Source organism: Corallococcus carmarthensis, assembly GCF_003611695.1.
Classification (GTDB): Bacteria; Myxococcota; Myxococcia; order Myxococcales; family Myxococcaceae; genus Corallococcus; species Corallococcus carmarthensis.
Window position 1 is genome coordinate 12,498 of the sequence record NZ_RAWE01000054.1, and the last position, 20,004, is coordinate 32,501.

15 protein-coding genes and 1 pseudogene are annotated in these 20,004 nt (G+C 68.4%); 10 read left to right on the forward strand and 6 right to left on the reverse strand.

Translation table 11 applies throughout. The features are described from left to right. Positions 1-7: 7 nt before the first annotated feature. Complete coding sequence (locus D7X32_RS16845; RefSeq protein WP_120603571.1) at positions 8-970, reverse strand: ParA family protein; 963 nt, start codon at positions 968-970, stop codon at positions 8-10. A 49-nt stretch (positions 971-1,019) separates the two neighbouring features. Beyond that, complete coding sequence (locus D7X32_RS16850; protein ID WP_120603572.1) at positions 1,020-3,164, reverse strand: HEAT repeat domain-containing protein; 2,145 nt, start codon at positions 3,162-3,164, stop codon at positions 1,020-1,022. Positions 3,165-3,403: 239 nt separating this feature from the next. Here D7X32_RS16850 and D7X32_RS16855 point away from each other — a divergent pair, with 239 nt between their 5' ends. Together D7X32_RS16855 and D7X32_RS16860 are read left to right on the forward strand one after the other, a co-directional pair. Then, positions 3,404-4,285, forward strand: coding sequence for an NAD(P)H-dependent flavin oxidoreductase (locus tag D7X32_RS16855; protein ID WP_244239046.1), 882 nt, complete (start codon positions 3,404-3,406; stop codon positions 4,283-4,285). A gap of 425 nt (positions 4,286-4,710) precedes the next feature. Next, positions 4,711-5,085 (forward strand): helix-turn-helix transcriptional regulator, encoded by a 375-nt coding sequence (locus D7X32_RS16860; RefSeq protein ID WP_120574700.1) that lies wholly within the window; start codon positions 4,711-4,713, stop codon positions 5,083-5,085. Between the two features lie 12 nt (positions 5,086-5,097). Here D7X32_RS16860 and D7X32_RS16865 read toward each other — a convergent pair whose 3' ends face one another. From D7X32_RS16865 to D7X32_RS16875, 3 genes are read right to left on the reverse strand one after another with little or no spacing between them, the layout of a single operon-like run. Then, the gene (locus D7X32_RS16865) at positions 5,098-6,495 is read right to left on the reverse strand and encodes a sensor histidine kinase (RefSeq protein WP_120603574.1); all 1,398 of its coding nucleotides are present in this window, start codon (positions 6,493-6,495) and stop codon (positions 5,098-5,100) included. Between the two features lie 6 nt (positions 6,496-6,501). After that, positions 6,502-7,110 carry a glutathione S-transferase family protein gene (locus tag D7X32_RS16870; RefSeq protein ID WP_120603575.1) on the reverse strand — a complete coding sequence of 203 codons (609 nt, stop codon included), beginning with the start codon at positions 7,108-7,110 and terminating at the stop codon, positions 6,502-6,504. After that, entirely contained in the window at positions 7,107-7,733 is a 627-nt protein-coding gene (locus D7X32_RS16875; RefSeq protein WP_120603596.1) for a phospholipase D-like domain-containing protein, read from the reverse strand. Before D7X32_RS16875 ends, D7X32_RS16870 begins: the two co-directional genes overlap by 4 nt. 125 nt (positions 7,734-7,858) lie before the next feature. Between D7X32_RS16875 and D7X32_RS16880 the strand changes: the two genes are divergently transcribed. The 3 genes from D7X32_RS16880 to D7X32_RS16890 are packed head-to-tail and all read left to right on the forward strand — an operon-like array spanning position 7,859 to position 11,487. After that, positions 7,859-8,530: a TetR/AcrR family transcriptional regulator gene (locus D7X32_RS16880; protein ID WP_120603576.1), complete on the forward strand. Its 672-nt coding sequence runs from the start codon at positions 7,859-7,861 to the stop codon at positions 8,528-8,530. Next, a complete protein-coding gene (locus tag D7X32_RS16885; protein ID WP_279635587.1) occupies positions 8,527-10,020 on the forward strand; it encodes an aldehyde dehydrogenase family protein in 1,494 nt (497 codons plus the stop codon). The genes D7X32_RS16880 and D7X32_RS16885 overlap by 4 nt, the downstream gene beginning before the upstream one ends. A 27-nt stretch (positions 10,021-10,047) precedes the next feature. Further along, positions 10,048-11,487, forward strand: a complete 1,440-nt coding sequence (locus tag D7X32_RS16890) for an aldehyde dehydrogenase family protein (protein ID WP_120603578.1) — start codon at positions 10,048-10,050, stop codon at positions 11,485-11,487. 27 nt (positions 11,488-11,514) lie between these two features. Here D7X32_RS16890 and D7X32_RS16895 read toward each other — a convergent pair whose 3' ends face one another. Beyond that, the gene (locus tag D7X32_RS16895) at positions 11,515-11,925 is read right to left on the reverse strand and encodes a glycosyltransferase family 2 protein (protein ID WP_120603579.1); all 411 of its coding nucleotides are present in this window, start codon (positions 11,923-11,925) and stop codon (positions 11,515-11,517) included. Positions 11,926-12,407: 482 nt separating this feature from the next. Here D7X32_RS16895 and D7X32_RS47845 point away from each other — a divergent pair. The 5 genes and pseudogenes from D7X32_RS47845 to D7X32_RS45005 form a co-directional block, all read left to right on the forward strand. After that, positions 12,408-12,779: pseudogene (locus D7X32_RS47845) on the forward strand (carboxypeptidase-like regulatory domain-containing protein); the annotation flags it as partial. Between the two features lie 18 nt (positions 12,780-12,797). Further along, positions 12,798-18,272 carry an NHL domain-containing protein gene (locus tag D7X32_RS16900; protein WP_244239047.1) on the forward strand — a complete coding sequence of 1,825 codons (5,475 nt, stop codon included), beginning with the start codon at positions 12,798-12,800 and terminating at the stop codon, positions 18,270-18,272. Between the two features lie 133 nt (positions 18,273-18,405). Further along, entirely contained in the window at positions 18,406-18,819 is a 414-nt protein-coding gene (locus D7X32_RS45000) for a hypothetical protein (protein ID WP_147450177.1), read from the forward strand. Positions 18,820-18,855: 36 nt separating this feature from the next. Continuing rightward, positions 18,856-19,440, forward strand: coding sequence for a hypothetical protein (locus D7X32_RS16905; protein WP_120603581.1), 585 nt, complete (start codon positions 18,856-18,858; stop codon positions 19,438-19,440). A 160-nt stretch (positions 19,441-19,600) separates the two neighbouring features. Continuing rightward, positions 19,601-19,990: a hypothetical protein gene (locus tag D7X32_RS45005; RefSeq protein ID WP_147450178.1), complete on the forward strand. Its 390-nt coding sequence runs from the start codon at positions 19,601-19,603 to the stop codon at positions 19,988-19,990. The last annotated feature ends 14 nt before the right edge of the window (positions 19,991-20,004 follow it).

Sequence of the window (20,004 nt, forward strand, 5' to 3'; positions counted from 1 at the left end):
GGAAATCTCAGCCGGCTTTCGTCGCGGTGCCGGCCTTCACCGCCGCGGCGTGCGCGGCCACCAGGCGCGGCAGCACGTTGTCCAGCATCGCCTGGATGTCGCTAGCGCCCTTGGACGTGGGGTCCGCCACGAACACCGGGCGGCCCTCGCTGGAGGCCTGCGCGAACTTGGTGCACTGCCGGATGATGGTGGGCAGCAGGTACTCGGGGTAGTGCGTCTGGAGCGCCTCCAGCGCCTCCTTCGCCAGCTTGAAGGTGGCGTTGAAGGAGTTCACCACGATGAACACGTGGTCCAGCACGTGGTTCAGGTCCTCCTCCAGGCTCTGCACCGTTTCGAACAGCAGCTTGAGGCCGTGGAAGGACAGGAAGTCCGCGAGCACCGGCACGAACAGGTCGTTCGCGGCCATCAGCGCGTTGAGGTTGAGCAGGCCGAAGGACGGGGGCGCGTCGAAGACGATGAAGTCGTACTGCGACTCCACGTCCTTGAGCGCGTTGCGCAGCTTGAACTCACGGCCGGCCATGGGCATCAGCGCCAGGTCCACCGTGGACATGCTCAGGTTGGACGGGATGAAGTCCAGGTTGGGCAGGGTGGACTTCTGCACCACCTGCGCGAGCGGCGTCTTGCGCACCAGCACGTCCAGCAGCGTCTTCTCGAAGTCCTCGCCCTCGTAGCCCAGGCACTTGGTGGCGTGGCCCTGGCTGTCCAGGTCGATGAGCAGCACCGCGTAGCCCAGCTCCGCCAGGCGCCACGCGTAGGACGTGGACAGGGACGTCTTGCCGGTGCCGCCCTTGAAGTTGAGGAAGAGCTGGCGGCGGAGGCCCGCGGTGGGCGGGAACTTGTTGAGCGTCGTGCGCAGCTCCCACACGTCTTCCGGGCCGTAGGCGTCCTTGCGCAGCTCCGAGGGGATGGACTTCGGAGTCACGCCGAGCATCTCGGCTACCTGCTTCGAGCTGTACGTCGGCGCTTCCATGAACGACCCTTCGGATGACGTGTGAGGCTTGGGCTCGCTGCACCTTGCCTCAAGCGGCGAAGTATTTGTGCCCCCTTCGCACGATGGCCCCCCGGGCCACCAGCAGGGCAACAGCCTCCTGGGCCAGCTCCGCCGGAGCGGACAGCCCGGACGTCAGCTCGGCGAGCGAGCGTCCCCGGACGGCGACCCGCACCTCCTGCAACATCGCCCCACACAGCGCTTCCACGGGAGACGGACCGCGCTTGGGGGGAACCGGCGGCGGGGTGGAAGGCGCGGGCGCGCGGGCGGGAGGCGGCGCGCCCATGGCGACCAGCGCGGCCTGCACGGGCGTCCGCCGCGTGGCGGGCGGCACGGGCGCGGCGGGAGGAACGGCGGCCACCGGACGCGACGGCGGCGCGGAAGGGCCCGAAGCGAAGGACACGGGCCCGCCATTCGCGACCCGGGCGGGAGCGGGAGCCGCGCCCTGCATCACGGCCGGTGCGGAGCGGGCCACGCCCACGGTGGCGACCGCGAGCGCGGGGGCGGCGGTCCACTGGGAGGTGTTCGCGGCGACGTCCGAGAGCGACATCGGCACAGTGGAGTGCGCGGGAATCAAGGGGATGGGCTGCTGCGTCGCGACCGGGGCACCTGCCTGTTGCGGCACGGCACCGACGGCCACCGGCTGCACTTGCGCCATCGCCGCGTGTTGCACGCTGGCCATCGGCTGCGAGCCCTGCACCGCCACAGGCTGCGCGGCATTCACCATCGGCTGCGTGGCATTCACCATCGGCTGCGCGGCATTCACCGCCACGGGCTGCGCGGCGTTCACCGCCACGGGCTGAGCCTCCGCGACCACGGGAGCCGCGCGCACGGGCTCCACGGGCTTCACTTCCAGCGTCGCGCGCACGGGCTTCACGGGCAGCGTCGCCAGCCGGCGGATCTCCCGGCGCCGGTGCGCATCATCCAGTGCGACCACCGCGGACACGTCGTGACCCAGGATGCGCGACAGGCTCTGCGCCGCCGCCTTGCGCACGCGCGCCTCGCCGTCATCCAGCGCGCTCAAGAGCAGCGTCCGCGCGTTCTCACCCCGGCCCGCGCCCAGCGCCAGCGCCGCCAGCGCGCGGACCTCCGGATCCGTGTCGTGGATCGCGTCCTCGCCCAGCCGCCGCGCCGTCTCCCCTTCCAACCCCAGGGCCAGCAGCGACGCACGACGGCGCACGGACCGGTCCGAATCCTTCATCGCCTGCGCCAGATGCGGCGCCGCGTCCTTCGGCGCCAGCACCAGCAGCGCCTTCAACGCCGCGATGCGCACCTCCGGCACCGGAGACGACAGGAGCGGCGACACCACCGACGCGCCCTCTTCCCGGCACAGCCCCGCGAACGCCTGCACCAGCGCCACCTGCGCCGTCGCGTCCGTCTCCGCGTGCAGCGCCGCCGCCAACGCGGGCGCCGCCGCCGGATGCGCCAGCGCCTTCAGCCGCTCCGCGGCCCGCACCCGCGCCGCCGCGTCCGCCGCCGACAGCTCCCGCACGGAGAACCCGAACAGCGTCTCGTCCGTGGTGCTGCCCGTATGCCCGGACAGCTCCGCCATCTGCTCCGGGCTCACCCGCAGGCGGCCCTCGCTCTGCAGCCGCTGCGCCTCGCGCGCCACCGGCGACAGCCCCGAAGAATCCGCCGCGCCCGAGGAGCTCGCGTGCGACCGGTTCGGAATGGGCGGCGCGGGACGCTCCATCCACGGCACGATCGGCTCCGAGGACTTCAGCGGCACCGCGGGACCGCTGTACGGCGCGCGCACCGCGGGCACGTCCCCACGGAGGATCACCTCGCTGCGCAGCTGCGAGATGAACGACGCCAGGTCGAACCCCAGCTCGTCGTCATCGTCGTCCGTCACCGCGCGCGTCTGCCCGGAGGAATGGATCCGGCTCGCGTCCAGCAGCTTCTCCATCAGCTGGTTGCGCTCCAGCCGCAGCGCGTGGTTGAGCCGCGTCAGCTCCTCGCGCTCGGCCTGCGCACGGCCGCTCTTCACCTCCAGCTCGGCCAGCTCGCGGCGCAGGTCCAGCTCGCGCTGGTGCGCCTCCGACAGGTCTTCCTTGAGGTGCGAAAGCTCGTCGCGCGCGGACGCCAGCTCGCCATGCAACTGCTGCGCACGGGCCTCGAAGTAGACGATCTTTTCGAGTGCGCTCTTGAGCAGCGCGTCCGGACGCTCGTCACTCACGACTGGCTCTGGCCTCCCCGCGAAGGCGCTCGGCGGCGCTCCCCGGTTCGCGACACCGAAGGGACTCCCCGGCTTCCCGACTCGTCGTCGGGGGGGGCACCTTATGTCAGCCCTACGTGCTACGTAAACCACGGAAACACCAGGGGTTTTCCCCCGCCGGGACACGCTGTGATTGACAACGCCGCCCAGGCCGATTTTTCGGCCTCGCGCCCGCGTGCACGCATGGTCCAATGCGCGTCATGGCCCCTTCGCGCATCGACACCGCCGTGACCCGGATGTTGGGCATCCGCTATCCCATCATCGCCGCCCCCATGTTCCTGGTGTCCAACGCCGCGCTGCTGGAGGCCGCCGGACGCGCGGGCGCCATCGGCGCGGTGCCGTCGCTCAACTACCGCACCGCGCAGGCGTACCGGGACTTCCTCGCCACGTTCCCGAAGGACGTGCCCTTCGGCGTGAACCTCATCCTCAAGTGGGCCGAGCGCCTGGAGGAGGACGTGGCCGCGACGGTGGAGCGCAAGGTGCCGCTGGTCATCACCAGCCTGGGTGACCCCACGCCCATCGTGGAGCGCGTGCACGCGTACGGCGGCAAGGTGTGGAGCGACGTGATTTCGCTGCGCCATGCGGAGAAGGCCGTGAAGGCCGGCGTGGACGCGCTCGTCGCGGTGGGCAGCGGCGCGGGTGGCCACGCGGGCAACCTCAGCCCCCTGGTGCTGGGGCCGTGGCTCAAGGCGGAGCTGGGCGTGCCGGTGGTGCTCGCGGGCGCGCTCTCCACGGGACGCCACCTGGCCGCGACGCTCGCGCTGGGCCTGGATGGCGCGTACGTGGGCACGCGCTTCCTGGCCACGGAAGAGGCGGGCGCCGCGCCCGACTACAAGCAGGCGCTGGTGGACTCCAACCCGGAGGACCTCGAGTACACGAAGGAGGTGACGGGCGTGCACGGCAACTTCATCAAGAGCGCGCTGGAGCGCTTCCGCGCGGGCCAGGGCAAGGCGTGGAAGGACACCTGGAGCGCGGGCCAGGGCGTGGCCTTCGTGAAGGACGTGCTGCCCGCCGCCACCGTCGTCGAACGCATGGTGCGCGAGTACTCCGAAGCGCGCGCCGCGCTGCCGTCCGAATCCTGAAGCAGCACTGAAGCAGCCCGGGTTTGAGCGCCCCGCTTCCGGCCACGTCCCGCCGGAAGCGCGCGGTCTCCCCGGACCCTTGAAGCCGTCGCGAATCGCACGAAGCAACCTGGCACGTCGGGCGACCTCTCACGGCCTTCCCGTGACGTCATGGGAGGGGCGGAGGCGCATCCGCCTACCACCCCGGTTCGGCGCGCGCGACGCGCAAGAAAAATCACCCGGGAAGCCTTGCGAAACGCGCGCGTGGGAACGGCGGAAACGGCGGATTGTCGCGGGTTTGCGGGCCCTGTCCGAACGCCCGGAGATGTCAGACCCCACTCTTAATCTGTGTCTCACGAGGTCACGCAAGGCAGCGACTTCTCCCCGGTACCTCTCCGTCTGAAAAGCGGGGGGAGAAGCTCCTCTTTCGACAGGTTTTCCACGCCATGGAACAACGACTGGCAACCCTCATTGGAAACGCGGTGCGAGTGGCCCGGCAGCGGCTGGAGCTGACGCAGGCCGATGTCGCCGAGCGCGTTGGCATCGCCACCGAGGTGTACGGGCGGCTGGAGCGCGGGCACATGCTGCCCAGCGTGCGGACGTTGCGGAAGCTGTGCCTGGTGCTCAGCTGCTCATCGGACGTGCTGCTCGGGTTGAGCGCGACGGCGGCGGTGACGGAGGACGGCGCGCCGCAGGTGGCGGAGGATCCGCCGGAGTACCGCGAGCGTCCGGAAGTGCGGCGCCTCTTGCGCACCGTGCGCAAGCTGGACTCCCCGCGCCTGCGCCTGCTGGGGCAGGTGGCGCACGCGCTGGAGCGATGAACCGCTGAAGCGCTACTCGGCCGCGGGCTCCGCGTTCGCGTCCTCGGACGCCGGCGCTTCGCGGTGGACAGGGGGGGATGAAGTCCCGGCGACGGGCAGCCGGAGGATGAAGCGCGCACCGCCTTCCGAGCGGTTCTCCGCCTCCAGCGTTCCGCCCGCGCGCGCCACGTAGTCGCGGCAGAGCGCCAGGCCCAGGCCGGTGCCCTTGCCGGGCGGCTTCGTGGTGAAGAAGGGCTCGAAGAGGCGCGGCAGCGCGGCCTCGGGGATGCCCGGCCCGTTGTCCTCCACCTCCACCCGCACGCGGCCGTCCTCCATGCGCGCGCGCAGCATCACGTGCGCGTGCCGGCTGGGGCGCATGGACTCCAGCGCGTCCGCGGCGTTGAGCAGCAGGTTCACCAGCACCTGCACCAGGTGACGGGCCGTGACGCGCGCGGGGGCCAGCCCCGGCGCGACGTCGTGCTCCACCACGCCCAGGCTCCGCAAGCGCACCGACGCCAGCCGCTGCGCCTCGGCCAGCGTCTCCGCCACGTCGCAGGACTCCGCGCCGTCGGGGGCCTCGCGGGCGAACAGGCGCAGGTCGGTGACGATCTGCTGGATGCGCATCACGCCCTGCTGCGTTTCATCCAGCACGCGCAGCACGTCCTCCAGGTCATCCGGGGAGCCGTGGGCCCATTCCTCCTGGAGGTAGTGGAGGTTCGACTTCACGTACGCGAGCGGGTTGTTCACTTCATGGGCCACGCCCGCGGCCAGCTGCCCCACCACCACCAGCCGCTCCACCTCCGCGCGCTGGCGCTCCACGCGCGCGCGGCGCGACTCGCTCTCCGCCAATTGGCGCAGGGCCTCCACGCGCTCCAGGTGCGCGGTGCGTTCGGCCGCGCGCAGCTTCCGGAAGGCCTCCGCGCCGTGCGCGGACACCGCGAACACGAAGAGGAGGCTGATGCACTGGCTGACGAACGCCGTCCAGGGCACGGCCGCCAGCCACATCATCAACACCACCGCCAGGAGCGTGCCTCCCATGGCGGACCACACCGGCAGCCGCTGGCCCGGGACGAAGACGGTGACGAAGAGGGGCACCGTGTAGAAGGAGGGGAACAGCGGGCTCGCCAGGCCTCCGGTGAGGTGGATGCACACGGCGAGCGCCGTCAGGCTGATGGTGCCCGCCGCGATGCCGCTGAACGGAGGGCGCAGCCACCCCGCGCCCACCACCGCCCCCAGCACGAGGAACGCTCCGGCCCAGAACCAATACACCGCGAGGAAGTCCGCGCGGAAGCCGCCCAGCACCAGCGGGTGCGCCAATGCGCCCAGCGCGATGAGCAGCGAGCACCACCAATACGTCCGCCGCCGGACCCGCCGACGGGCCCGGACATCTCCGTCCGCGTCGTCCCACGCTCTGGCGGCTGGAGGCGTCACCCCGGGCTAGTCCGCCCGAGCGCGCTGCGCGGCGGGACGGGCCAGGTGGCGCTTCGCGTACGCCTGCAGCCCCGGGAAGTCCTTCGTGCGGCCCAGCGCACCGGCCCACGCGAGCAGCGACGCCATGAGCACGTCCGCGGCGCTGAAGCGCGAGCCCACCAGGAACTCGCGCCCCGCCAGCCGCGCGTCCAACACGCGCGCGGCGTCGTGGAAGCGCTGCACCGCGCGGTCCGCCAGCGCGGGGACGCGGTGGGCTTCCGGCAGGGACTGGGTGTGTTCGAGGAAGTCCTCCAGCTGCGGCTCCAGTGTGGTCACCGCGAAGGAGATCCACTGGTAGTACTCGGCGCGCTCGGGCGTGCCGGGCGCCGGGGCCAGCCCCTTCTCCGGGAAGCGGTCCGCCAGATGGAGCAGGTGCGCGGTGGACTCCATGACGGGCTGTCCGCCGTCCTCCAGCGCGGGCACGACGCCCAGAGGGTGGACGTGCTGGACGTAGTCCGGGTGCTTGTGCGCGCCACTCGCCAGGTCCACGCGGACCAGCTCGTACGGCACCCCCAGCTCCTCCAGCAGCCAGCGCGGACGCGTCGAACGCGTGCGGGGCGCGAAGTACAGCTTCATGTCGTGTCCTCCCGTGGACGGCTCAATCTGCGGGACTTCCCCAAACGCACCGCGTCCCGCCCCCGTTTCTTCGCCTGTCCGCCGCCGGAGGGCAAGATGGGGTCAGGACACACCGCGCGGAGCCGGCACCCGCGGCACTCGGCGCCGCTCCACACCGCCTCGAAGAGGGCGGTGGTCCGGTCGATGGTGTCGAAGTCCTCCGTCACGAAGCCCATCTCGAAGTTGCGGACGTCATTGCCCTTGGCGCCCAGTCCCGCGCCGGTGAGGTTGGCGCTTCCCAGGTAGACCCAGGCGCCATCCACCACCACCGCCTTGAAGTGCACGCGCGGGCACACCTTCAGTTCCAGCCCCCCCTTCACCAGCCGCGAGCGCGCGTCGAACGCCGCCCGGAAGGGCCGGCTGGGCAGCTCCGCATGCAACAGCCGCAGCGCCACGCCCCGGGCGGCCAGCCCATCCAGCACCTCCAGCAGCGGCACGAACGCGCCCTTCGCCCGCTCCACGTACATGGCCTTCACGTTGGCGGTGGCCATCCACACCGACTCGCGCGCGTGGGCCAGCTTGCGCAGCACCACCTCCTGGTACAGCGCGCGCCCCGACAGCAGCTCCGCGTCGATGGGTCTCATCATGTCACCCAGCGTCGCACATGGGATTACACCGCACCATCCCCCACCCCGCGCTTCCGTTGGCCGGTGGAAGGAGGACGGGCCAGCGGCTTGACCGGTGACCCGGGGTCATTTAACTCCGGGTCATGGCGGGAGCACTGGCCGCGAAGCGGGTCATTCCCCTGCGGGCACGGCGGGACGAGGACAAGGAAGCGCGGCGGCGGGAGCTGCTGGACGCGGCGCGCGCGCTGTTCGAGGCCACGTCGTTCGCCCAGGTGAAGATGGCGGACGTCGCGGCGCGCACGGGCCTGGCGAAGGGGACGGTGTTCCTCTACTTCCCGACGAAGGAGGCGCTGTTCCTGGCGCTCCTGGACGACCTGCTCACCGCGTGGTTCGCGAAGCTGAACGGCCAGCTGTCCGAAGGCGGCGTGTGGACGGGCCACCAGCTGGCGCGCACGGTGGCCCTGTCGCTGGTGGGCGAGGAGACGTTCACGCGGCTGCTGGCGCTGGCGCAGACGGTGCTGGAGCAGAACGTGACCGTGGAGCAGGCGCGGGCGTTCAAGGAGCGCGTGCTCGTGTCCATGGGGACGACGGCGGCGCTGCTCCAGCAGCGGCTGCCCTTCCTCACGCCCCAGACGGCGGTCCAGCTCATCCGCCACGTGCACGCGCTGATGACGGGCCTGCGGCAGATGGCGGACATCGCGCCCGTGGCGCGCGAGGTGCTGACGCTGCCGCACATGGCGCCCCTGCGCGTGGACTTCACCGCCGAGCTGACGGCGGCCATCACCACCCTTCTTCACGGGCTAGAGGCCCGTTGACCCACCCCTCACGCGTTCTTGAAGAAACGGAGCCCGTCATGCTTGAAGCCGTCGCGTCCCTCCTTCCCCAGGCCACGGTTGAAGTGGACCGCATCCGCGCGGTGTTCGAGTCGCAGCGCGCCAACCGCTGGAACCTGTCGCGCAGCACTCCAGCGGAGCGCATCGCGAGGCTGCGCAAGCTGCGCGAGGCCATCATCGCGCGGCGCGAGCAGCTGGCGGAGGCCATCCACCAGGACTTCCGCAAGCCGGCGATGGAGGTGGAGCTGACGGAGATCCACCCGACGCTGGAGGAGCTGAACCACACGGTGAAGCACCTGAAGTCGTGGATGAAGCCCAAGCGCGTGGCGACGCCGCTGACGCTCAAGGGCGCGTCCAGCCACGTGCGCTTCGAGGCGAAGGGCGTGGTGGTCATCCTGTCGCCGTGGAACTACCCGTTCCAGCTGCTGGCGGCGCCGCTCATCGCGGCCATCGCCGCGGGCAACGCGGTGATGCTCAAGCCCAGTGAGAAGACGCCGCACACGTCGCGCTTCCTGGCGAAGCTGGTGCGGGACGTGTACCCGGAGAACGAGGTGGCGGTGTTCGAAGGCGGCGCGGAGGTGGCGGAGGCGCTGCTCCAGCACCCGTTCGACCACTTCTTCTTCACGGGCAACCCGAACATCGGCCGCAAGGTGATGATGGCGGCGACGAAGTTCCTCTCCAGCGTGACGTTGGAGCTGGGCGGCAAGTCGCCGGTCATCATCGACGAGTCGGCGAACCTGAAGGCGGCGGCGGAGGCGCTGGCGTGGGGCAAGTTCGTCAACGCGGGCCAGACGTGCGTGGCGCCAGACTACATCTACGTGCCGGCGTCGAAGCAGCAGGCGTTCCTGGAGGCGTTCAAGGCGGTGCTGACGCGCTTCTACGGCGAGACGGAAGCGGAGCGTCAGGCCAGCCCGGACTTCGCGCGCGTGGTGGATCCGGCGGCGTGGCGGCGGCTCAAGGAGGTGCTCGACCGCACGGTCGCCGCGGGGGCGAAGGTGGAGGCGGGCGGTACGGCGGATGGGCCGTCGCGATACGTGTCGCCCACGGTGTTGTCCGGAGTGACGACGCGGATGCCCATCATGGAGGGCGAAATCTTCGGGCCGGTGTTGCCGGTGCTGACGTACGAGCGGCGCGAGGAGGTCTACGCGCACATCAACGAAGGCGGGAAGCCGCTGGCGCTGTACGTGTTCTCCCAGGACTCGAAGATGGTGGAGGAGGTGCTCCAGCACACGACGTCGGGCGGGGTGGTGGTGAACAACGTGCTCATCCACGTGGCGAACCCGAACCTGCCGTTTGGCGGGGTGGGGATGAGCGGGTTGGGGAACTACCACGGGCACTACGGCTTCAAGACGTTCAGCCACGAGCGGGCGGTGATGGTCCAGTGGATGAAGTCGCTGGCTGCCGTGTTCTTCCCGCCGTACCGGGGAAAGGCCCAGGAATGGGCCTCCCGCGCGACCCGGATGCTGGAGTAGGCACGGGCGAGGGAAAGAGGAGCCGGCATGCGCGTGGTGTCAGTGGAGGAGGCCCTGGTCCCCGGAGACCTGCAGGCGGTGTTCGACCGCCTCCAGGCGCGCCGCTGGGAGCTGGCGAAGACGGGGCCGAAGGAGCGCCTCGCGCGGCTGGAGAAGCTCAAGGCGCTGCTGCTGGAGCGGCGTGAGGAGCTGGCGGACGCGCTGCACGAGGACTTCCACAAGCCCGCGGCGGAGGTGGAGGCGACGGAGATCCTCCCCGTGCTGCTGGAGCTGGCGCACGTGCAGAAGCACCTGAAGGCGTGGATGAAGCCGCGCAAGGTGGGGGCGCCGCTGCTGCTCGCGGGCACGAAGAGCGAAGTGCATCCGGAGCCCCGGGGCGTGGTGCTCATCCTGGCGCCGTGGAACTACCCGTTCCACCTGCTGGTGTCGCCGCTGGTGGCGGCGGTGGCGGCGGGCAACGCGGTGTTGTGCAAGCCGAGTGAGAAGACGCCGGGCACGGCGCGCTTCCTGGCGCAGCTGCTGCGGGACGTCTTTCCGCAGGACGAGGTGGCGCTGGTGGAGGGCGGGCCGGAGGTGGGCGAGGCGCTGCTGCGGCTGCCGTTCGACCACTTCTTCTTCACGGGCGGGCCGCGCGTGGGCCGGCGGGTGATGGAGGCGGCGGCTCGGCACCTGGCGGGCGTGACGCTGGAGCTGGGTGGGAAGTCGCCGGTCATCGTGGATGCGTCGGCGGACGTGGACGCGGCGGCGGAGCGGATTGTGTGGGGGAAGTTCCTCAACGCGGGGCAGACCTGCATCGCGCCGGACCACGTCTGGGTGCACGCGTCGAAGGAGGAGGCGCTGCTGACGGGGATGAAGGCGGCGCTGGAGCGCTTCTACGGAAAGACGGAGGAGGCGCGGCGGGCGACGCCGGACTTCTGCCGGATGGTGGATGACAGCGCGTTCAAGCGCGTGTGCGGCCTGCTGGACAAGTCCGTGACGCAGGGGGCGCGGGTGGTGGCGGGAGGCGGCGTGCACGCGGAGACGCGCTACATCGCGCCCACGGTTCTGGCGGACGTGACGCCGGAGTCGGCGGTGATGGACGAAGAGATTTTTGGACCGCTGTTGCCGGTGCTGCGCTTCGAGTCACTGGATGAAGTGGTGATGCAGGTGCGCGCGGGCGGCAAGCCGCTGGCCATGTATGTCTTCAGCCACGAAGAGGCCACGGTGGAGCGCCTGCTGAAGGAGACGAGCGCGGGCGGCACGGTGGTGAACAACGTGGTGTTGCACAACGTGAACCCGCACCTGCCCTTTGGTGGCATCGGGCAGAGCGGCCTGGGCGCGTATCACGGCGAGGCGGGCTTCAAGGCCTTCAGCCACGAGCGAGCGGTGGTGCGGCAGGGCCGCACGGCCTTCACGAACCTGTTCTTCCCGCCGTACCGGGGCAAGTCCCAGCGCCTGGCACGGCTCGCGGGCAAGTTGTTCGAGTAGGAAGAGCGCGGATGCATCGCGGAGACTTCAGAGAGAGCGACGGCTCTCAAGAATCCAACCTGCACTGAGCGCCACGAAGGCGAGCCCTGCCAGAAGAAAGTTCCCAGGCTTGTAAGAGAGCGGCATGAACGGTCTGGGTCTGAAGAAGTCCCTGGTGGCTTCTGACTGCGCGGTCGCAAGCATTCGATTTCCTTGGCCGTAGCGAAGAAAGCGCCGAACGAAAGCGAGCAGCGAGGGTTCGAAGTCATGAGCCACGGCAGCTTGCGCGCACCACCCGAGCATGCCCGTTCTGGACAGGCGCATTCCCAGGTCGACGTCCTCTCCAACAGCGAGCGGAAATGACTCTCGAAATCCGCCAACGCGCTCCAATGCTCCACGATGCACGAGCGCATTCGCTGAAATGAGATACTGCGGCCTCCCATCTTCCGACCAGGCCATGGGCCGAAGGACTCCCTGGCTCTGCTAATAGCCAGCGGAAGGAGCCAACGGAAGACCACCGGGGCGTCGAGCGAAGAGGACGAACGTCATGTCCCCTGAACTTCGCCGCCTCATCGGCGACTTGAAAGTGTCGCCCTCGGCTTCTGATCACTCCGCGGCAAATGGCACGACTCACGGGTGGGCCATCAAGACTGGCGGGCAGGCCGCCCGAACAATTCCATACAAACAAACAACATCCACCCCTCTTCGTTGACTCGTCAGCCTGACAACCGACGGCGTTGGGCCAACGCTTGCCTCCCGGGGGACCCATGAAGGAGCGAACTCCAGCGGGACAAGCCCTACGGGTGGGGGCTTGCTTCATTCTGCCATGGGTGGGCTTGCTGTTGGGTTGCACCGGCCAGGACAAGCCTTCTCGCCCCGACGAAGTCTGCGTCCCATCCCCTTGTGGCGACGCAGATGCCGGACAGCCAGTGGATGCCGGAATGGATGGGGGCGGAGTGCAGGCCCCGTCGGCCATTGACCCCACCGTCCCGACGGATTTCGGGGCCTCCATCGGGTTTCTCTACGAGGGCCCGAACCCGGTGCAGCCGGGCGTGGTGGCTGGCGCACTGGAGCCACGCCGGGTTGCAGTCGTTCTCGGGAAGGTGCTGGGAAGGAATGGACAGCCCATCCCAGGTGCTCGCATTGGCGTTCTCGCCCGCTCCGAGCAGGGCCACACGCTCACGAATGCCCATGGTGAGTACTCGCTTGCTGTGAATGGGGGCGGGGCACTCACGCTCGAAGTGGAGAAGCCAGGCTTCCTGCCCCTCCAGCGCCGGGTGGATGTTCCCTGGCGGGAATTCGTTCCACTCCCGGAGGTGGTTTTGACCGCCTTGGATTCCAACGTCACGGCCATCACGCCTGGAGCAGCGGACATCCAGGTCGCGCGTGGGAGCGTGGTGGAGGACAGCGCCGGCCGCCGCCAGGCCACCCTGTTGTTCGCGCCGGGGACACAGGCGGAGATGCTCCTGCGCGACGGGACCCATGTTCCCCTGAACGGTCCGCTTCATGTGCGCGCGACCGAATACACCGTGGGGCCCGAGGGTCCCACGGCGATGCCGGGCACGCTGCCAGCCACCAGCGGCTACACCTACGCAGTGGAGCTGAGCGTGGATGAGGCCCTGCAAGCAGGCGCCACCGAGGTGCGCTTCAGCCCGCCAGTCCATGGCTATGTGGACAACTTCCTGGCCCTTCCAGCGGGTCTCGTCGTGCCGTCTGGCTACTACGACCGGCAACAGGGCCTCTGGCGTGCCTCGGACAACGGGCGGGTCATCGCGCTCGTTGGCGAACACGAGGGGCTCGCGCTGGTGGATGCAGACGGTGATGGAGCGCCTGACGACAGCACGCAACTGGCTGCGCTGGGCTTCACCGACGCGGAGCGTGCTCGCCTTTCCACCTTGTATGCCGTGGGCAAGAGCCTGTGGCGGGTGCCCGTCACGCACTTCACGCCGTATGACTACAACTGGCCCTTTGGTCCCCCGCCCGATGCGCAAGAGCCCCAGCAGCCCGAGCCACGGGCTGAAACACCCGAAGCACATCCCGAGTGTGAGAGCGGCAGCATCATCGAATGCCAGAACCAGACGCTGGGAGAGCTCCTGTCCATCGTAGGGACGCCCTTCCAGCTCCACTACCGCAGCGATCGGGCCGCCGCTCGCACCGCCAACCGGGCCCTCCGGATTCCCCTGAGCGGAGACCACGTCCCCGCGAGCTTGAAACACATCGTCCTCATCGTGAATGTCGCGGGACAGTCCTTCGCGCGGACCTTCCCCGCGAGTCCGAATCAGAGCCACCGCTTCGTGTGGGATGGCAGGGATGTCTTTGGCCGAGAGGTGTGGGGGGAACAGACCGCTCGCATCCGGATCGGTTACGTCTACGGCCTGAGCTACTACGCGAGCCCGGATGATCAATCCCAGGCCTGGGCCCGGTACGGAGATCGAAGCACCCGGTTCGAGGGCCCTGACGGCCGGGACATGACGCTGTGGCAGTTCCACACCGCCACGGTGGTGTCCCTTCCGGACTTCAGCCAACTGGGAGGCTGGAGCCTGGATGCTCATCATTCCTACGACCCGTGGCGGGGCACCCTCTACCCGGGCCCGGGAGGAACCCTTCCCGGGAGGGAATCCCTGGGCAAGACGCCCCGGGTGCTGACCACCGCGACGCTGACCTTCAGCGGAGACCATGGCCCGGCGAAGCAGGCGCGTCTCGCCTCGCCCCAAGGCGTTGCCGTCGCGGCGGACGGGACGGTCTACATCGCGGACACGGACAACCACCGCATCCGTCAGGTGAAGCCCAACGGGGTCATCTCCACGGTGGCGGGCAACGGGGTGAAGGGCTCAGCGGGAGATGGCGGCAGGGCACTCCTCGCCAGCCTGGACTCTCCCAAGGCGGTGGCCGTGGGTCCGGAGGGGATGCTTTACATCGCCGACACGGGCAACCATCGCATCCGCAGGGTCACACCGGACGGGATCATCTCCACGGTCGCGGGCACGGGGCTCGCGGCGGATGGCGGAGACGGCGGTCCCGCGATACTCGCGAACCTGAACGCTCCCGCGGGCGTCGCGGTGGGGCCGGACGGCAGCATCTACCTGGCGGATACGGACAACCACCGCATCCGCCGTGTCACGCCGGGCGGAGTCATCTCCACGGTGGCGGGCACGGGGGTTCGTGGCAACGCGGGAGAGGGCGGGCTCGCGGTCGCGGCGAGCCTGGACACGCCTCGTGCCCTGGTCGTGGGCTCCGAAGGCTTCCTCTCGTTCGTGGACTCAGGCAACCGCCGTCTGCGTCGGGTGGACACGGAAGGCAGACTCTTCACGCTGCTCTACTCACGGGACGAGGAGGAACTGCGCCCCAGCGGCGGGGCTCACGGGCAGAAGGTGCACGAGGAGTCTCCGCGAGGCTCGCTCTGGGGTCTTGCACTCGGCTCTGACGGCAGCCTCTATACGTCGTCCTCTCACCGATGCCTCTTGCACCGCATCTTCCCGGATGGAAGCGCATGGGCCATCAACAGTGGCGGGTGCGGAGGAGATCCTTCGGAAGAAGGTGCCTTCGCGAGTCTCACCGCGCCCAGGGGACTCGCTGTGGCCTCCAATGGCAGCCTCCTCGTGGCGGACGCGTCCCAGCTCGCCGTCCGCAGGGTCGCGCTGGACGGAGGTCTCCTTGTCTTCGCCGGAGGGGGACCGAAAGCACCGGCTGTCACCGCCCCCGCGCCTCCTCAGTACCCGGCTGGCACCCTGGAGACTCCGTGTGGCCGGGTCGATGACCTCATCCCCTCGCCCGACGGCGGCGAGCTGTATGGCTTTGGCTGGCAGGGGCGTCACCTCTGCACCCTGGAGGCCTGGACGCTCGCGGTCCGCCATCGCTTCTCCTACGACGAGAACGCACGGCTGATGTCCGTCACGGACGGGGCCGGCCTCATCACTCGGATTGAACGGGACGCGGCAGGAGCACCCACCGCCATCCTCGCGCCCCACGGCCAGCGCACCGTGTTGAGGGCAGGGTCAGACGGATGGCTCGCCTCTTTCATCCGGCCCGGAGGGGAGAGCCTCGCCTTCACCTATCTGGAGGGCGGACTGCTCTCATCCCTGCGTGACGAGCGCAACGGGATGCACCTGTTCGAATACAGCCCGGAGGGCTGGCTGACGAAGGACTCCAATCCTGCGGGAGGATTCAAGGCGCTCGATCGGACTCAGGTGGAGAAGGGCTACTCCGTGGTGCTCACCACCGCGCTGGGGCGCACCCGGAAATACCAGGTGGAAGACCTGGAGTCAGGCGTCCAGCGGCGCGTCACCACCGCGACGGATGGGACGGCATGGACAACCTTGCGTTCGCCAAACGGCACCACGGTCTACACCGCACCGGATGGCACGGTGACCACGGTGGTGGAGGTGCCGGAGCCTCGCCTGGGCATGCAGTCGCCGCTCGTGGCGTCGCGCACCGTGAAGTTGCCGGGTGGGTTGACCTCCACGTCCACGCACCAGCGGGAGGTGACCCTCCTGCCCCAGGGCACGCTGCTCGACGTGGGCGCACAGACGGACACGGTGACAGTGAATGGCCGGACCACCACCCTCCGCTATGAAGCCTTCGGCCGAAGGCTCCTCTCCACCAGCCCCATGGGCAAGGTGTCCGTCCTCACGCTGGACGGGCAGGGACGCATCCGCAAGGCCGAGGCGCCGGGCCTGCTTCCGGTGGAACTCACCTATGACGCGGAAGGCCGCCCCGGTTCGGTCATCCAGGGGAGCCGGCGAAGGACCTTTGCGTATGGAGCGGACGGCGCCTTGCGCACGGTGACGGACGGGTTGGACCGCACCACCGTCCTCACGCGGGATGAAGCAGGCCTCGTCACCTCCACCCTGCTCCCGGACAACCGCGTCACGGGGTTCACCTACGAGGCAGGGGGGCTGCCATCTTCGCTGACGCCGCCAGGACGTCCCTCACACCAATTCCAGTACACGCCCACGAAGGCACTGGCGTCCTATGCGCCTCCAGGAGGCAGCGCCTTCGCATCGCGCTACGCCTACGACCTGGACGACGCACTCACCGAGTTCCGACAGCCGGGCAGCAGCGTGTCATTCGCCTACGACGCCGCGGGGAGGCTCGCCACACTGGACATCCCTGGCGCCCAGGTGACGGCTGGCTACGACGGATCAGGACGTCTCGACTCGCTCGCGAGCACCTCCGGGGTGGGGCTCGAGTTCAGCCACGACGGTCCGTTGGTGACCGGCGTCTCCTGGACGGGGGCCGTACGGGGTTCGATCCAATACAGCCATGACGCGGACTTCCGGGTCGCGACGTCCGCCGTCAATGGTGAGCCGCCCGTGACGTATGCCTATGACCTGGATGGATTGCTCGTCTCGGCGGGAGCGCTGACGCTGTCACGGCGCGGGGACAACGGCCTGATTGAGGGAACACGCCTCGGCTCGGTCTCCACCGTCGAAACGTCCAACGGATACGGAGAGCTGGAGTCCTGGTCCGCCGCTTCCGGCGACGTCTCGCTGCTGTCCTACAAACTGGTGCGAGACGAACTGGGCCGCATCGTCCGGCGAACCGAATCAGAGGGGACCACCGTTCACACGGACGTCTTCACCCATGACGGGGCCGGGCGACTGGCGTCCGTTGTCCGCGACGGAGTCCTGCTGGAGGAGAACACCTACGACGCCAATGGCAACCGCACCTCCGTCCTCCATGGCGAGCTGCGAACGGCCACCCATGATGCACAGGACCGGCTCATCTCCTTCGGGAATAGGACCTACGGCTACGGTCCCGGTGGGGATCTCCAGACGCGCACGGAGGGAACGCACACCACCCAGTACGCATATGACGCGCTTGGCGCCCTGGTGCACGTCGCGCTTCCAGACGGTGCGCAGCTTGAGTACGTGCTCGACGCAGCGTCGAGGCGTGTCGGCAAGCGAGTGGATGGCTCGCTCGTTCAGGGCTTCCTCTACGAGGGACGGAGGGTCATCGCGGAGCTCGATGGCGCGGGGAACGTCGTCAGCCGCTTCATCCATGCCACGCGGGGTCATTCCCCCGACTTCATGGTCAAGGGAGGCATCGCCTACCGCATCCTCACGGATCCGCTGGGGAGCCCGCGGCTCGTCGTCGACACCCGGAACGGGACGGTCGCGCAGCGCATGGAGTACGACGCCTGGGGCAACGTTGTCGCGGATTCGAATCCCGGCTTCCAGCCCTTTGGCTTCGCGGGTGGCCTCTATGACCGGGACACGAAGCTGACCCGCTTCGGGGCGCGGGACTACGACGCCGAAACGGGGCGCTGGACGGCCAAGGACCCCATCCGATTCGCGGGCGGAGATTCCAACCTCTATGCCTACGCCGCGAACCAGCCCCACCAGTTCATGGATCCCGACGGACGACGCATTGTCTCCATCGCCCCTGCGCTACAGCCCGCGTTCAACAACATCAAGGCCACGGAACTGGGCAGGTTCGCCATCGACACGCTGGAGAACAGCCCTCACGAGTTCAACTTCCATCAAGGGAGTCAGATGCGTGATCGTCAGGGGAAGCGCACACCGGGACAATCACGCCCGATGGGAAACGTATGCTCCACGCAGCCAGGCGGAATCCAGCGCTATCTCGGCCATCAAGCCTTCGTGAGCACCATCGATACCCACTTCGCCACCCGGTCAGGACATTCAACCGAGGAGGTCCTGTTCCATGAGATGTGGCACAGCACCCAGTTCTCCCAAGACCCATACAGGACATCCATCACAGGGCTTGGCTTCTATGAACTTGAACTGGAGGCCCAGACCATGACAACTGCCTTCCTGGACGAGGTTTTCAATGCCAACCCATAGGACGTCCTGGCTTCTCCTGGCTGGAGCCACAGGAGGTTTTTTGACCGTGCATTGGATGAACTCGACGAGTCCAGTCGCCCCAGAAGCATCGTTACCCGATGCGTCGCTCAGCGCTCCCCCTCAAGCGCAGCCCATGCAGTCCATGGCCCTGTTGACTCAACTCCGCCGTGGCATGACACGAGCCGAAGCAGCAGCGCTCGGACAAGGCGTCACACTGGGCGGATACCCAGGGAAGGTAACTTACGGGTTTTCCTCCAACGAACAGCTTGAGAACATCGGGATCTCGGTCTTTCGCCGAGAAGCGCGCTGCGCAACGGCATTCAAGGCCCTCCACGATGAGGCCGTTGCCGTTTTGGGCTCTCCCACTTCCACCAGCAGCGTGGTGGAAGGAAAGCAGTGCGAAGACTGGACCCTCAGTGACTCAGCGATTCGCATCTGCTGCAGACAAGCCAGCCCGGTGGATGGAGGAACCGGCTGGATGCTCCTGATGGCGATCAAGTCCTTCTCTCCTCATGAGAAGTTCGACATCCGAAACGGGTTCCATTGAGGTCCATGATGGAGCGCGCGCCCAGACCACTCAACCATGAGCGTCCTAGACGAGGCAGATCGAAAGCTGACCGACAACGAGTACGCGGGAGTTCGGGAGGACTACCGCGCGGCCATGCGGCAGCAGGAGCCGTCTGGCGCGGCGCTTGCGAACCTGGGTATCGCGGAGGAGTGCGAGGCCCTCCAGTTCCGGCATGAGCTGGGCCAGCTGTATCCCGGCTCCTACTCCGGCAAGCTCAATCTCGCCCACGCCCTCGTGAAGGCACGTGGGGCTCGTCGAGCACTGGGATTCTGTGACGAGCTGCTCGAGGACGCATCCCTGAGTCCCACGCAGCGATTCGGTGTGCGCCGAGTCCGCTTGAAGGCGGCTCTTGCCTCCGCCGAGTACCTGGTCGCAGCGGAGGACTTCGCGTATCTGATCGAAGCCGTGCGTGACCAGACATTCTACCGGCGGTTTGCCGTCAGCTTCGCGGCGGTGATCGCGGGGCTCGAGGACTGGCGAGCGAAGGCGTTCGTGGAGTTGCTACAGAGGAACCTGCCGAAGCCGAACGACTTCGACGCCCTTCTTGCGGCCAAGGAGGCAGAACTTGAGGCGCTCTGGCAGTTCGAGGCTGGCTTATAAGCGAGACGAACTTCGGTGAACCCATGCGGATCGTAGCCCATTTCCACAGCCTCGGGGCGGGACTCACCCTCCGCCCCGCGCTGGCCCAGCGGCCCGCACGCAGCCGAGACGAGCGGGCCATGAGACCGAAGCATGAGCCGTGGGCAGGAAAGGGAATACCATGATGGGTCTCAGCGCCGTCTATGGTGGCCCTGAGCTTGCCGGCACTCCCATTGACAAGGCCATCCGCATGTTCGGCAAGGCACGAGGCCCGACTGAAATGGGAGTCTCCGGCTCACTGGACATTGTCTTCCATGTCCCAGGCTCTCTTCTCAAGCCTGAATTCACAGGAGTCCGCACGGCGAAGTTCTCACGCAAAGAGCAGAAGCTCATGCTTCAGATCGCCGTTCCGGATGAACAAGTCCAATCACCTGATGTTCGTTGGTTACTCGATGCAATACGCGAGGCCGTTCGACTTGCTCGTCCCAAGTTCGAGCGTGCGGGAATCGAGTACCCGGAGAAGGAGCACCTCTCCATTGTGGACAGGATCCAGCGCGACGTCCTGAAGTAGCCCGAACAAAAACC